The 12,978-nt window shown below is 45.7% G+C and carries 14 protein-coding genes and 1 pseudogene; 3 read left to right on the top strand and 12 right to left on the bottom strand.

The genetic code is table 11. The features are described 5' to 3' along the window. Nucleotides 1-350: 350 nt before the first annotated feature. From AWQ21_RS14930 to AWQ21_RS14915, 5 genes and pseudogenes are all read right to left on the bottom strand, one after another. Nucleotides 351-674, bottom strand: coding sequence for a YlcI/YnfO family protein (locus AWQ21_RS14930; RefSeq protein WP_065715488.1), 324 nt, complete (start codon nucleotides 672-674; stop codon nucleotides 351-353). A 2-nt stretch (nucleotides 675-676) separates the two neighbouring features. After that, nucleotides 677-799, bottom strand: a complete 123-nt coding sequence (locus AWQ21_RS16770) for a hypothetical protein (RefSeq protein WP_397428191.1) — start codon at nucleotides 797-799, stop codon at nucleotides 677-679. A 24-nt stretch (nucleotides 800-823) separates the two neighbouring features. Next, a pseudogene (locus tag AWQ21_RS16765) lies at nucleotides 824-1,024 on the bottom strand (PIN domain-containing protein); the annotation flags it as partial. 629 nt (nucleotides 1,025-1,653) lie between these two features. Continuing rightward, nucleotides 1,654-2,553 carry a ParB/RepB/Spo0J family partition protein gene (locus tag AWQ21_RS14920; protein ID WP_065715486.1) on the bottom strand — a complete coding sequence of 300 codons (900 nt, stop codon included), beginning with the start codon at nucleotides 2,551-2,553 and terminating at the stop codon, nucleotides 1,654-1,656. Then, nucleotides 2,546-3,184 carry a ParA family protein gene (locus AWQ21_RS14915; RefSeq protein ID WP_065715485.1) on the bottom strand — a complete coding sequence of 213 codons (639 nt, stop codon included), beginning with the start codon at nucleotides 3,182-3,184 and terminating at the stop codon, nucleotides 2,546-2,548. Before AWQ21_RS14915 ends, AWQ21_RS14920 begins: the two co-directional genes overlap by 8 nt. 140 nt (nucleotides 3,185-3,324) lie before the next feature. Between AWQ21_RS14915 and AWQ21_RS16665 the strand changes: the two genes are divergently transcribed. Next, nucleotides 3,325-3,450: a hypothetical protein gene (locus AWQ21_RS16665; RefSeq protein WP_257784289.1), complete on the top strand. Its 126-nt coding sequence runs from the start codon at nucleotides 3,325-3,327 to the stop codon at nucleotides 3,448-3,450. 134 nt (nucleotides 3,451-3,584) lie between these two features. Here AWQ21_RS16665 and AWQ21_RS14910 read toward each other — a convergent pair whose 3' ends face one another. The 3 genes from AWQ21_RS14910 to AWQ21_RS14900 are packed head-to-tail and all read right to left on the bottom strand — an operon-like array spanning nucleotide 3,585 to nucleotide 5,465. Next, entirely contained in the window at nucleotides 3,585-4,106 is a 522-nt protein-coding gene (locus AWQ21_RS14910; protein ID WP_065715484.1) for a hypothetical protein, read from the bottom strand. 11 nt (nucleotides 4,107-4,117) lie between these two features. Continuing rightward, nucleotides 4,118-4,462, bottom strand: coding sequence for a hypothetical protein (locus AWQ21_RS14905; protein WP_065715483.1), 345 nt, complete (start codon nucleotides 4,460-4,462; stop codon nucleotides 4,118-4,120). Further along, on the bottom strand, nucleotides 4,455-5,465 hold the full coding sequence (locus AWQ21_RS14900) for a ParM/StbA family protein (protein WP_065715482.1): 1,011 nt from the start codon (nucleotides 5,463-5,465) through the stop codon (nucleotides 4,455-4,457). The genes AWQ21_RS14905 and AWQ21_RS14900 overlap by 8 nt, the downstream gene beginning before the upstream one ends. Nucleotides 5,466-5,932: 467 nt before the next feature. Here AWQ21_RS14900 and mobF point away from each other — a divergent pair, with 467 nt between their 5' ends. Beyond that, nucleotides 5,933-9,685, top strand: coding sequence for a MobF family relaxase (gene mobF, locus AWQ21_RS14895; protein WP_065715481.1), 3,753 nt, complete (start codon nucleotides 5,933-5,935; stop codon nucleotides 9,683-9,685). Nucleotides 9,686-9,784: 99 nt separating this feature from the next. On the opposite strand, the gene AWQ21_RS14890 is transcribed toward mobF, so the two are convergent. Then, the gene (locus AWQ21_RS14890) at nucleotides 9,785-10,207 is read right to left on the bottom strand and encodes a PIN domain-containing protein (protein WP_065715480.1); all 423 of its coding nucleotides are present in this window, start codon (nucleotides 10,205-10,207) and stop codon (nucleotides 9,785-9,787) included. After that, entirely contained in the window at nucleotides 10,204-10,458 is a 255-nt protein-coding gene (locus tag AWQ21_RS14885; protein ID WP_065715479.1) for a hypothetical protein, read from the bottom strand. Before AWQ21_RS14885 ends, AWQ21_RS14890 begins: the two co-directional genes overlap by 4 nt. A 471-nt stretch (nucleotides 10,459-10,929) precedes the next feature. Here AWQ21_RS14885 and AWQ21_RS14880 point away from each other — a divergent pair, with 471 nt between their 5' ends. Then, nucleotides 10,930-12,078 carry a Fic family protein gene (locus tag AWQ21_RS14880; protein WP_030008288.1) on the top strand — a complete coding sequence of 383 codons (1,149 nt, stop codon included), beginning with the start codon at nucleotides 10,930-10,932 and terminating at the stop codon, nucleotides 12,076-12,078. Between the two features lie 196 nt (nucleotides 12,079-12,274). Here the strand turns inward: AWQ21_RS14880 and AWQ21_RS14875 are convergent, their stop codons facing one another. Then, nucleotides 12,275-12,499 carry a toxin-antitoxin system HicB family antitoxin gene (locus AWQ21_RS14875; RefSeq protein ID WP_065715478.1) on the bottom strand — a complete coding sequence of 75 codons (225 nt, stop codon included), beginning with the start codon at nucleotides 12,497-12,499 and terminating at the stop codon, nucleotides 12,275-12,277. Next, entirely contained in the window at nucleotides 12,471-12,926 is a 456-nt protein-coding gene (locus AWQ21_RS14870) for a putative toxin-antitoxin system toxin component, PIN family (protein ID WP_065715477.1), read from the bottom strand. The genes AWQ21_RS14875 and AWQ21_RS14870 overlap by 29 nt, the downstream gene beginning before the upstream one ends. Between the last annotated feature and the right edge of the window lie 52 nt (nucleotides 12,927-12,978).

Genomic DNA, 12,978 nt, shown 5'->3' with positions numbered 1-12,978 from the left:
GCTAACCCCATCGAGCAAAGCCATAGACCTGTCAAGCACCGATACTATCCGATTCTGGGCTTTGGTGACTTTGAATCTGCTGATCGGTTCTGTCGAGCAGTGGATGAAGTGGCCAACTTTTTGATGCCGCGTAGTCAAATGCCAGAATCAGTGTGTCTGTCGGCTCGAAGAGAGAAGTTCCTGCAAGGCGTTGAGGAACTGGAGGCATTGTTTCTATCTGCCTGATCCAAATTTCATTGAACAGGCTTTAGCTCGGCAGGAAAATCGGGGTTAGGATGAACTCAGGGCACACGACTCTGTTTTCCTGGGCGATCGCCAATCTATTTTTGTAAGCCATAAACTCAAAAAGTCTAGACTTTGCTACTTATCTTCTGGCGGAGTTTGGTGATGGTCTCTGGGTTTAATTCGCTTTCTAGCTCTACGGTTTCCCTTACGTCTAGTGCAAGTTTTACCTCTTCAGGAGTTGCCTGACCCAAATCATTGAGAAGTTTTTGGAATGAGGTGTTTTGCTGTTCAACGGTCTCAGCGGGAACGGGTTCCACAACGTAATTTTGGGAAACCTGACGGGTTAGGGCATAGACAATGTATTGGTTTAGGGATACGCCCTCTTGGGAGGCTTGGTGACTAAGCTGTTGGTGGAGGGTTTCGGGTAAGCGTAGGGTTAAACGACTCATTGTTATTCATCTCCTGTGAGTTTTAGAATGAGTTCGACGGGGGACAGAACAGGTAAGCCTAGGGACTGTTTTGCCCGTTGAAAATCTTTGAGGTTTAAAGTGACGATCGCCGCATTGGCATTCATAGCACAGTCAATGATCAGATCATCGCCGGGGTCGGGGGAAGTGGGTCGCCATGTAAAATGGATTTCGGTGAATTTAGTGAGGGTGAGTAACCGACCAAGAACAGGTTTTAGGGTTTGCCAGCGGGTAGGGGATAGTTTACGACTTAGAACATCTTGGTATTCATAGGCAATCGCCGTGGAAATGTGAACGATGAATAATTCGGCTAACCAAGCTTCGATGATCAGCCCTGATGCGCTCCCCTGTTTGGTTAAGCCTTCTAGAACAATGTTGGTGTCAATAACGAGTGTAATGGGGCTTGCTCTGTCATGACACCACTATAGCACCATATTCAGTGTCGTTTAGTTGCATTCAGCGATGGACTAGAGGGCGCATCTCGACAGAAACCTAGGATTATAGAAAAAATATTGCCTGAGAGTCTTGTATAGAGATCGTTTCAAGGCTCGACCTTTTTTACTGATTTTAACGAAAGAATAGTGGTTTCAGTGATCGCTAGTGGGTACTTCTTTATTCAGTAAACGCTGACCTAATTCCTTCACAGAGCCATCACCATTGATATAGGAATGAAGTGCGCATCATTTGGAGAAAGTTACCCATAACGTTATGGGTAATTCACACAAGCTTTTTAAACCCAATTCTCAGAACTTACCAAATAAAAAACTTTAGCGACTCAGATTGAATAAAAAAATTATCTAAACTACTCTTGTGAGGCGATCGCCTTTTTTGAAGACCATAGCAACTACCCATAACGTTATGGGTAATTATTTTTCCCTTTTCCTGGAACGAAACAGAGTCTCATGGGAAAGGAATTCCAGGCAGTTTCGTTTTTTATCTCGGCGGGCAGTCACTACCCAAACTAACGTGATGCCTCAGAAATTAGTTCATCAATCTGGGCGAGTAATGCCTGCATCTGATTCCATTTATCAGGATTTTTTTCCCAAAGACGCGCAGCCTTAAGCCGTTTGACCGTTTGATCAATGCGTGACTGGGGCTTTTGTTCTATGGAATTCGACTTTAGCTCATTAATACGCTGCCTGATCTCATTTAAGGAGAGATTTTCTTGGATGGCAGTCTCTAATAAGTTTCTTCGTGATTCGGCATCTTGTAGACGGGTGATCGCCTTTGCTTTGGTGTAGGCAATCTTGCCCTGGCGGAGCACTTCTAAAATATCGTCAGGTAAATTTAGTAAGGGCAAACGATTCGCCGTAAATGACGACCAATTCTGACCTAAGTTTGTAAAAATCGATTGAATCTGCTCACCAATTTCACTACCCATAACGTTATGGGTAATTGTTTTTCCTTTTTTCTCATTTTCCAGCCGGTAAAGTAGGCTTTTTACCTCCTGGGGTTGAAGCTGCAATTCTATTGCGAGGAGATTAAGGATACCTTCTGCTTCTTCGACGGGGTTGAGATCTTCGCGGGTGAGATTTTCCACAAGGGCGATCGCCAGCGCCTGTTGATCATTCAGTTCGCGAATTACAACCGGAACAGTGGGTAGGTCTAGCTGCTTCGCTGCTCGATAACGTCTTTCCCCTGCAACCAATTCATAGCGGTTAGTTTGATGGCGAATCGGTCGAACCAGGAGAGGCTCTAAGATGCCATATTCTTGAATCGAAGCAGCGAGCCGTTGAATTTTCTCCGGGTCGAAGTAATGACGAGGTTGACTCTCCGGCAAGCGAATATTGGCGATCGCCACGGAAGACTCTGGCTCAGTGGGTAGCTCTGCTAAATAATTTCCGACGGTACGTCTAGCCAAGGTAACTCAAAGCCTCCATAAATAAATTTTCATAGTCTTGTTGAGCTGCTTTTGCGGCAGAGCCCGCTAAATCAAAAACGGTTGCCTCTTGAATTGGCGCATCAGAAATACATTGCCGCTGATAGACAATGGAATTAATGAGTGGAAACCGCTGGTCTTGACTGAGGGCCTGCTGTGCTTCTTTTAATAAAACGGTGCCTTTGACGGCACGGCTCAGAAATAAGCCAACATGGGGCTGACCACCACGCACCTTCTGTCGCTGACGAATTACTTGCAGAATCTTACTACTACTACTGAGATCGAGACCGGATGGTTGGCAAGGAACAAGAGTGAGGTCAGAGATATCCAGAATTGTTTTAGTAATTTCACTCAGGCTACCGGGGCCATCAACCACCACCACATCATACTGATTACTCGCCTCCTCGATCGCATCAAAAAGGGCTTCGGGATCAAGGATTGCGGCGTTCGGAATTTCCTTGGGCAAACGTGCCAGCCAGCTCGAACTCGATTGCTGCGCATCGGCATCAATCAACGTAACGTTTTTATTTTGGGCCAGCCAATAGGCAAGATGTACTGCTGTCGTACTCTTACCGCAGCCGCCTTTTTGGTTCACGATGCTGATAATGCTCACAAATCAACCTAAGATTTACCTGAACATATTTTATATTACCCATAACGTTATGGGTAGCTTCCAGCCTCAAATTTTCGGGTATTCAGTCCAATAGGTAGCATGAAAAACAGTCTGATTACCCAATCATCCGATAAAGGGTTTTGGATGATGGCGATCACCTCCACAATCAAAAGGCGATCGCCTTAGATGAGTTAAGGGAAAAAGAGCTGTACAAAAAGGATGCCGAGAACAAAGGCGATCGCCATCAAAACCAAGATGGTAAATAATGACTCACAGAAATGGTCAAATTCCCGCCGTTTACGCCGCCGAAAAGAGATTTTCTGTTCAATCTCAACCTGTTTAAGCTGCAGTTGTTTTTCCTGAATCCTTAAAGCTCGTTCATGCTCCCGACAGAAATCCATTAAGAATCGGAGGATGAACTCTCTGGCAGCGCAGACGACTCCCCCGGCAATACAGAAATATCAAGGATATCATCCCCATAGAGAGCAGCATCAAACTTGCGTTGGAACTCTTCGGAGCGTCCAATCTCATTAATACGCTTCCAGAAAGACTCAACAACAATTTTACGAGCAGCAGCCCGTTGCTCCTTGAGAACATCAGGGGTTTCCTGAATGATGTGCTCAGCAAAAGTCGTCGATTTCTGCTGTAGGAAGTCAGTGAGTTCCGGCTCTAAAGCTAAAGTTGGCTCTGAAAGATTCGCAGAATCTAAGGTCTGAGTTGTGGGAGTTTGATAATGGAGGACATCAAGAGCTTCTTTACAGGAAAGATTATCTTTATCCATCAGCTGCCAAACTTGATCAAACATATCAATTTGTTCAGGTAAAAAATCTACGGCATTATGGTCAAAACCAAGAGCCTTAAGAATTTTATTGACCTTAGCAGTCGAAGTAGCGTAACGAGAAACAAGAGTTTGCTTATCCATGATGTAAAAACCTAAAAATTGTCTTGAATGTCAAAAATGTTCAGGGAATCTTCCTGTACCACCGCATCAGGCTGAAATCGAACAGCATTAGATGAAGTTCCATAAGTTGCCAATAAGGTTCTGAGGGCAGAAATTTCCTGTTCTAGACGGCGAATAGATTCTTGCGCCTGTGCTGCAACCTGGTGCGACGAAGCTCCCATTCGCTGCAAAACGTAGGGGTAACGCAAGATGAGTAAGGCGTCCTCCAATTCTCCTTGTAAGGTGCAGCCAGAACAACTTTTGAGATCGTCAATGACCTGACGGAGTGGGCTATGGGCAGCAGAATAAAAAGAATGTCGAAGCCGCTCTCTAGACATGGGTAGACCCTTCCAAACTAAGTAATAAGCCATAACAATCAGTAAAACGATGGGCCATCACAGAATCGGCAATCCCAGATTTAAGGACAGCACGGGAAAGATGTTTGGCCCAGCCCAACTTACAGGAGAAAAAATCAGCAACTTGACGCTGGAGTAAAAGCGCAGTCCCACCACCACAAAGTACATAATCAGCAGGATATTGTTCAGCCAAAAAATCCTGCAGCTGTTGCCAATAGGCAGGTAAAACAGCGTCAGCAGCCCCTTGCAGATCCCGGGGAAAATGGCGACCCGTAAAAAGCATTTGAGCCAACGCAATCTCATCCTTATAGCCAGTGCGGGCCTTGACCTCTTGGACAAACCAACGAAAACCCAGATCATTGGTGACGGATTCTTCTAAAACAGGAAAACCATTTTCAGTCACAAGCCACGAGGCATTACGATGACCGATCACAAAAATAGCGACTCGTGCGGCACGGATATCGAGGGTTTTCGGCAGACCCTTTAAAAAGAGTCCAGCCCCTTCAGGTCGGATAGCAATTTTAGTAAAGGTGAACGATTGAGCCCGACCGCAATATTCAACAGCGGCAGCAGCCAATTGTAAGTTTTGGGTCAGCTGCTCTTTGGTGGCATATTCATCAAAGGGCAAGAGAATCCCCAGCTCAATCGGCAAGGCACAATGCTCATGGTTTTGAATGTGGGATAAAACCCCCAAAATTTTGTAGAGCGCTTTTGTAAATTTACGATCCTGATTGCGAATAGCTGAACCGTAAAATTTTTTCGCAGCAGCCCCAAGCAGATAACAGCCATCAGGATCACTCACCCAAGCATTTTCAATGTGCGGATAGGCATGATTGGGCTGAAGACGACAATGATGGGGATAGTCGAGGGGAACCTCGGCACAGTAAGGCGTCATCGCAAAACATTTAATGGAATGGTTTGGCAGCTGATAGGCGACTTTAGTGGCACTACTACCAGGGTCAATGGCAATTTTGAGTAACGTCATAGAAATACCTCCTGTCTGAATAGAGCGAAGAGGCAAGAAAGTTCGGATAAAAATCAGAAAAATTTTTGGGAAAGTTAGAAAAAAAAGTTTTGCAGGGGAAAAGGAGTTTTTGGGAGGGTGCCAATTATTCGCCAAGTTTGCGCCACAAATGCGCCATTTTTAGGCGATCGCCGGAATTTACGAGCTGAAAAGAGAATTTGATTCTCAATTAATAGACAAAAATGGCAAGCTATTGAGAATATAGACAAAAGTTGGCTCAAATATGGCGCAAAATAGGTCAAAAGTTGGCGCAAAAGTGGCGAGATATTGGCGCAAACTTGTCTATCAGCAAAAGCGTAGCCCACTGGTCAAGCCGAGGAAATTTCCCCACACATTACGCACCTCTGGAAGTTTTTTTAAATTCAGCAAAAAATATCCGAATTTTGAGGCGGATTCTCTCTTACCTAAAAACAGAGGAAATTTTAGGTATGTTGACCATCGCCACGATGACCCCAGCAAAAGCGGGGAGCTACTACAAGGAAAATTATTACGCCGAGGCAGAACAAGTTGAATTTTCAGAATGGTGGGGAAAGGGAGCTGAATCATTGGGGTTGTCAGGGCAGATCCATACGCCCAAGGTTGTTCGCCATGTATTGCAGGGTTTAACGCCAGATGGTCAGCGACAGTTACGGGCCGCTCCACCAAAAGGAAAAGAAGCGAGGGCCGGTACGGATCTAACTTTTTCTGCGCCAAAGTCCATTTCAATTGCTGCTTTGGTGGGAGGAGACCAACGACTGGTTGCAGCCCATGACAAAGTTGTGAACCGAATCTTAAGCTTAGTTGAAACGCGCTATGCCGAGACGCGAATCAATAAACAAATTACGTCAGTGGATAATCTATGTGTAGCGAAATTTCTCCATGATACGAACCGTGAACTAGAGCCAAATCTACATACCCATTGCCTGGTGATGAATATTGCCCAGGATGAAGTAGGTGTCTGGCGTTCAGGGGTAAACCAAAAGCTCTATCAACACAGAATATTGCTGGGGAGACTCTATCAAAATGAGCTGGCCCATGAAGTCCAAAAACTGGGCTATGGGATTGAAATGAGAGGAGATGGCTATTTTGAACTACAAGGCTATACACGGGAGCAGATCGAAGGATTTAGCGATCGCCATCAGCAGATTCTGGAGTATCTGAAAACAGAAGGACTAGAAGACACAACAGCAAATCGGGTCAGGGCTTTATTTGCTACCCGAAAAATCAAACAGCATGATGTAGACCGGCAAGTATTGCTAGCAGAATGGCAAAACACAGCGACAGAACTAGACATTGAACATCCCATCCCAAACCCCAGTAATGCGGTCATTGAGAAGAATCTAACGGTATTGGTTGACCAAGCCATTCGTCACAGCGAGGAACGAACTGCCATTTTTACTCAGGAAGATCTAGAGGCTTTTATCGTAGCGGAACCAACAGGCAAGACTTTTGAGGCAATTGAAGCAGCAATCGAGAATTCGCATCGATTGCTCCGTGAAGGGCGGCGATTGGCAACAGCAGAAAGTCTAGCGCGGGAAAGAATCACCATTGCCTTGATGGAAAAGGGCCAAAATCAACTGTCACCGATGCTCAAAAATCAAGAAATTCACCTTCCAGAAAATCTAACCTCCTCCCAAGCTGATGCTGTGAAGCATACTTTGACAAGTCAAGACCGCATTATTGGTTGGGTGGGAGTCGCCGGTGCTGGCAAAACCTTTACCCTCCAAACCCTGGTGAATATCGCCAAGGCCCAAGGCATTGAAGTATCTGGTTTCGCCCCTGATGCCAGTAGCGCCGAAGTCCTCGCTGATGAGGTTGACATTGGTACAGATACGGTTGCTTACCATCTCCTCCAACAGAATGAACCAACCAAAAGACGACAGCTGTGGATCATTGATGAAGCTGGAAAACTGTCTGCCCAAGAAGCCTACCTGATCCTACAAAAGTCTAGCCAGCATAATGCTCAAATTCTGCTGGTGGGAGATCCAAAACAGTTAACCGCCATCAATGCTGGTGCTCCCTTTAAATCTTTGATTGATAATGGCCTCAGTGCCAGTCACCTCAAGGATTTCCTCCGCCAGAAAGATTCCATCATCGCCAGAGCCGTTCAACTGACCTATCACAACCTCGGCGGGGAGGCGATCGCCTGGTTGCAGAAACATGAGAAAGTCTCTGAAACCCCAGATATCGAAGACCGTGCCCAACAGATGGCCACAGCCTACCTGAAGTTGAGTGAAGCAGAACGGGTCGAAACGTTGCTATTGTCTGGCACCCACCGGGAACGCCATGCCCTTATCCAGCAGCTTCGCCAGGGATTAAAACAAGCAGGCAAGATTCAGGAAACTGAATACCTAACCGAAACCTTGAGCCGCAAGGATACGACCGAGGAGCAGAAGCAGCATGCCCGCTTCTATACTGTCGGCGATGTCTTGATTCCGCTCAAAGACCACAATTGCCTCAAACGCTCCAAACGTTATCAGATCACGAAAATCTCTGGTGATGACGTGACCCTCAATGACCACATCACCCTCAATATGAAGGGTTTGCGATATCCCCTCAAAACAGAGGTTTTTGTGAAACATAATTTATCGATTGCCGTGGGCGATCGCCTGAAGTGGACGAGGAATAACCGCCCCCAGAAACGTACCAATGGCCGGGAGTTTACGATCATCGGCATTGATCCCCTGACCCGCTTAGTCAGCGTTGTTGATGATAAGGAAAGATTGGATCAATTCTCCCTGGATAACTTGAACCACTGTGACCATGCCCTGGTAGGCACCGTCTACTCTAGTCAGGGTAAAACCGCGAAACAAGTCTTCGTCAGTTTTGGCAATGACCCCACCGTCAACCGTGAAAGCGTTTTGGTCGCCTTATCCCGAGCCAAATATGATGTCAAAATCTGGACAACCAATGCCCAGAAACTGGGTGAACTGGCAGACATTTCCCATAATCAGCTCAATCCCTCTGAACTCCTTAAGGAACAAGGCATCAAATTAACGCCACCTCCAGCACCATTACATTTGACAGAAGAACATTGGTTAGAGCGCGTAGAAAAATCAGGCATTGCCCCAGAGGTAGCTGCCCTCAACGCTGAATCATTGGCAGGGATGGATGTCTATGAACGGCTGCTGGAAGACCATTTGGCGACTCTAGGCAGTGGTCAGTATGTCACCCAACCCATGAAGCGGGTGATGGATCAATATGCCACTGTTGCGGAGGGGGGCGTCTGGGCTGATGGCGGCATTGATGCCACAAAATTACCAACGTTACAGATCGGTGAAATCCCTCCAGAAAAGACCTTTGGGGAATTTAAAGCGGATCATCCTCGTCTCGATTGGCGCAAAACCCAGCAAAAAGGCAGTGACCAATACCGTAAATATGAAGCTCCCAGAGGGATCCCGAAGGGCATTATCTTTCCCAGGGTGCCTGAACAACTTGCTGAAAAAATCTATACAAGATACGGTGTCAACCCTAGTACTGAAGAACGAAGGAGCGGTTTTTGGCCCTGTGTCTACTGGTACCCAGAAATTCCTATTATCCCAGTGGAAGGAAAGAAAAAAGCAGAATCGGTTCTTAGTCAAGGCTATGCGGCGATCGCCCTGCCCAGTGTCACGGGGGGATATCGATCAAGGGAGAATGGCGTGGAATTGCCGAAACGTAGACTCCATCCAGAATTGGCGGTATTCGCAACAAGCGGACGAAAAATCCTGATGGCCTTTGACCAAGACACCAAACAAAGCACCGTGCAAAATGTACGCCGTGATTTAGTACGAACCGGAGAATTATTAGCCGAAGCAGGCTGTAAAGTTTCAGTTTTGAAATGGCAGTCCCACGAAGGCAAAGGCATCGATGATTTGATTGTCAAACAAGGCAAAGAGCGGTTTTTAGATGTATTAGATCATGCCATCCCATTAACTTGGGAAGCCGATCAGCACTATCGCAATGAATATCTCAAACTGAGGAATTATCTGCTCAAAACCCAAGGACAGGGACGGAAGTTGACTGAACTCATGATCGATACGGCGATCTCCTACACGGCCCATCCCCAGGATAGAACCAAAATCCTGCACCAGAGCAACACCCTCGATGCACGGCGAAAGCAAGGGATTCCCGAAGATGTCAAAAGCTATCAAATACAGATAGAACAAGAGTTACAGCGTTTACAATGGAAACTAAATCCCAAGCACAGATTAAACATCTAATCCATGGGTGATCTCAGCGCTCATAGTCTGATTGGCTGTCAGTAGGCTCTCCCGATCTCCCATTTTCTTTTGCCTGAGTCCCGTTCGCATGGACTCCATTCAAGATTTTGTACTCATTCCTAGAAAGGTAGTTGGGGAAATAGCTGGTACATCAGCACCCTCATAATCTGGGAGATTTCTAGTGATGATCAGTTCTGCGTTGATTGCCTCAGCAGTTTTAATGTTAACAGCATCTTCAAAGTCCTTGAGGTTAGTAGCTAGAGCATCGCGAATAATGGCATCGTTAACCCCAGCGACTTCTATTTTCTGTAGTAGGTGTTTGATACTCTGACGGGTTTCAGTTACCCCCAGGGAACGACGAACAATGTAGAAAATATTGGTGACGGCATGGGCAGCAATATATAAGTTTATCCCTGGGTCGTGGGCGGCAAAGTCTAGGGCTCTGGCAGACTCTATGAAGAAAGGTTCCCGTTTGGTTAGGACATCGATGATGACATCACTATCAAAAAGGATATTTCTCAACTGTATTTCTCCTCTAGATAATCGATGTATAGTTCCGTAGGATCTGTCACAGGTTCGAGCTGAGCAATGCCAATTAGTTGCTGAATCCAAGGGCTCAGGTCATCTGCTGCTTCTGAGGGAGTGGTTGAAATGTCAGCCATTGATGGTGTTGTTTCGTGTGGTTGGAGTTCATCCAACAGGATTCTGACCAGTTGCCATTTGTCAGCATCAGGGAGTTGCCGGACTTGGGTTTGAATATCTTGAAAAGTCATAGCTAGTTCTGGAACTTAGTTTCAATTCAAGGCAACAAGGTCAAGGACTCTAATTTTGTTGGTGATAGCTTCACTAACAATGGGTAATGCAATAACAATCTTTCCTTAGTCTAACTTGACTCGGCTAGCCTATAAAAAAAGACATCCATGGTAAGGGTCATCAACAGATCGGCAATTCTGAAAAAATTGGTAGTCCTAAAAATGTAAAGATATCTTGAAAAACTTATGAGGCAAAGGCTTCAGAGCAAGAAGAATTTTGATGAGGGTCGACTAAAGCCGGAGTGTTTAACGGTGAATTAATCTTCTAAGCCCATTTCCTCGCTTATCACGAAAATTATGGCAATGCTTGAAAATTGTCTTTGCTTCTGAAGCTATCCTTATTCCTGTAGGACTGCCGTCATATTAACGAAATAAGCACTTTTTCGATAATATAACCTTGGAATTGGTTCAGTATTAACGAAAGCGATAATTATGGCGATCGCCAACCGAGCGGGTCAGTATGTGCAACAAGTAGAGGGCTATCGGGCGTTTATTCCGAAGCCATTGCCACCAAGTCCTGAGATTGAGATGGATCAGGAAATGTGGAATTTACTTTCTTTGGCAGATCGGGCATTGGGTCGTCTGGATGGTTCGACGGATGCATTACCGAATCCTGATCTATTTGTTTTTATGTATGTTCGTAAAGAGGCAGTATTATCGAGTCAGATTGAAGGGACTCAGGCTTCTCTGATTGATGTACTGGAGTTTGAATCTCAGACTTTGGATCCGGATAATCCACAGGATGTGGAGGAAGTCGTTAACTATATTGCGGCGGTGAATTACGGTTTGGAGCGTTTACAGTCGTTACCTGTCTCCTTGCGCTTAATTCGAGAAATCCATAAAAAATTGATGCAGGGAGTTCGAGGTGCTGAACGGAGTCCGGGGGAGTTTCGCCGTACTCAGAATTGGATTGGGGCGGGTGGTTGTACGCTTCAAGATGCGAGTTATGTACCGCCGCCACCCCATGAGATGAAGCTGTGTTTGGATAATTTAGAAAAGTTTTTACATGATCCGCGACCTATGCCGCCGTTGCTCAAGATTGGTTTAGCCCATGCGCAGTTCGAGACGATTCACCCGTTTTTGGATGGGAATGGTCGGGCGGGTCGTTTATTGATTACTTTTTTGCTCTGTGAGCAGCAAATCCTCCAGCGACCTTTACTTTATATTTCCTACTATTTTAAGAAGTATCGAACTCGTTATTACGACCTGTTGCAGGGGGTTCGAGATGCAGGGGATTGGGAGAGTTGGTTAAAGTTTTTCCTGCGGGGGATTGCAGAAACGGCAAATGAGGCGGCAAGGACAGCACGGCAGATTGTCCAACTAAAGGAGGAGCACCGTATTTTACTGTTGGAGCGGATGGGGCGAAAGTCGGGGAATGCCATCGCTTTATTAGAAACGCTTTATTTTAAGCCGATCTTCACGGTGGAACATGCCATGGAGGTGACGAGGTTATCCTATCCCAATGCGAATAGATTGGTGAAAGACCTTTGTAATATTGGTTTACTGGAGGAAATCACAGGACAGAAACGGAATAGAGCTTTTTGCTATGCTCCATATCTGGCGGTGTTTAAAGATGGGTAATTGGTTAAGCTAAGTGATTCCCTCGCTAGAACCACTCGTCTCCAGAATCGGACGTGAAACTTTCGCTCCATAGGCTTCTCAATGATTTGGTGCTTGTCACGCACACCTCTAGATTCATAGTTAAAAGGGATGAAGGTTGAGGTAATCCTCATCTATACTCTGGAACTGAAAGGAGTCAGCTCACAAGAAGGCTAAATTAAGATTGCGAAAAATGCAGATCAAGCTTATCTAACAGGGCTAAACCCTGAGCCTGATTACCCATTGCAGCTAGTACCTTAAAGCGAGTGTGGGCATCAAACTCAGCGAGAGCAATATTAGAAAATTCTTCCATCAATTTATTTAGGCTAATCCCCCTTGCCTTCGCTAATTCCTTGAGACGAGAGTGTTTATCATCAGGAAGACGAATTGTTAATGTTGCCATCTTGTAACCTCCGTATAAACATTTCTGGTGTAAGAATTAATAAATCAGGAAAGAGTAGTTCAGCCCTTTGGAAATCTTTGGTATTCCCCGTAATAATGGCTCGCGCATTGCCGGCGATCGCCAATTCCAGCAAATGATTATCGCCTTCATCCTGTAGATTAGGTCGCCAGAGATAGTAAATAGAAACCCACTGACAAACCCCCATAAGTGCCGCCAATAACGTCTGAATTTCATCAGGAGAGAGAGGGCATCGAGTGAGAACATCTTTGCGGTGAATCACTGATTCGTACTCAGTAAACAAAGCATTGCCCATGAGTGGTAAGCATTGACCCTGAAGGCAGCGACGAAGCAGCTCTCGACTCAAGCCAGAAGCACTAATTAAAGCACTCACAAAAACATTGGTATTTAAGACAATGCGGGGAACCATGCCCTAAAGATAGCATATACGCTATCAAATGACCTCCGTAAAAAAACATCCC

It is taken from the genome of Picosynechococcus sp. PCC 7003, assembly GCF_001693255.1.
Lineage (GTDB): Bacteria > Cyanobacteriota > Cyanobacteriia > Cyanobacteriales > MRBY01 > MRBY01.
Note: the sequence above shows the minus strand (reverse complement) of the source record. Positions and strands in the feature narration are given on the sequence as shown.

Bases quoted from the DNA above. Each gene is read 5' to 3' on its own strand.
- mobF (WP_065715481.1), top strand. From the start codon at position 5,933: ATGTTGACCATCGCCACGATGACCCCAGCAAAAGCGGGGAGCTACTAC.
- AWQ21_RS14885 (WP_065715479.1), bottom strand. From the start codon at position 10,458: ATGACTTTTCAAGATATTCAAACCCAAGTCCGGCAACTCCCTGATGCT.
- AWQ21_RS14900 (WP_065715482.1), bottom strand. From the start codon at position 5,465: ATGACGTTACTCAAAATTGCCATTGACCCTGGTAGTAGTGCCACTAAA.
- AWQ21_RS14880 (WP_030008288.1), top strand. From the start codon at position 10,930: ATGGCGATCGCCAACCGAGCGGGTCAGTATGTGCAACAAGTAGAGGGC.
- AWQ21_RS14930 (WP_065715488.1), bottom strand. From the start codon at position 674: ATGAGTCGTTTAACCCTACGCTTACCCGAAACCCTCCACCAACAGCTT.
- AWQ21_RS14910 (WP_065715484.1), bottom strand. From the start codon at position 4,106: ATGGATAAGCAAACTCTTGTTTCTCGTTACGCTACTTCGACTGCTAAG.
- AWQ21_RS14875 (WP_065715478.1), bottom strand. From the start codon at position 12,499: ATGGCAACATTAACAATTCGTCTTCCTGATGATAAACACTCTCGTCTC.
- AWQ21_RS14870 (WP_065715477.1), bottom strand. From the start codon at position 12,926: ATGGTTCCCCGCATTGTCTTAAATACCAATGTTTTTGTGAGTGCTTTA.
- AWQ21_RS14905 (WP_065715483.1), bottom strand. From the start codon at position 4,462: ATGTCTAGAGAGCGGCTTCGACATTCTTTTTATTCTGCTGCCCATAGC.
- AWQ21_RS16770 (WP_397428191.1), bottom strand. From the start codon at position 799: ATGAATGCCAATGCGGCGATCGTCACTTTAAACCTCAAAGATTTTCAA.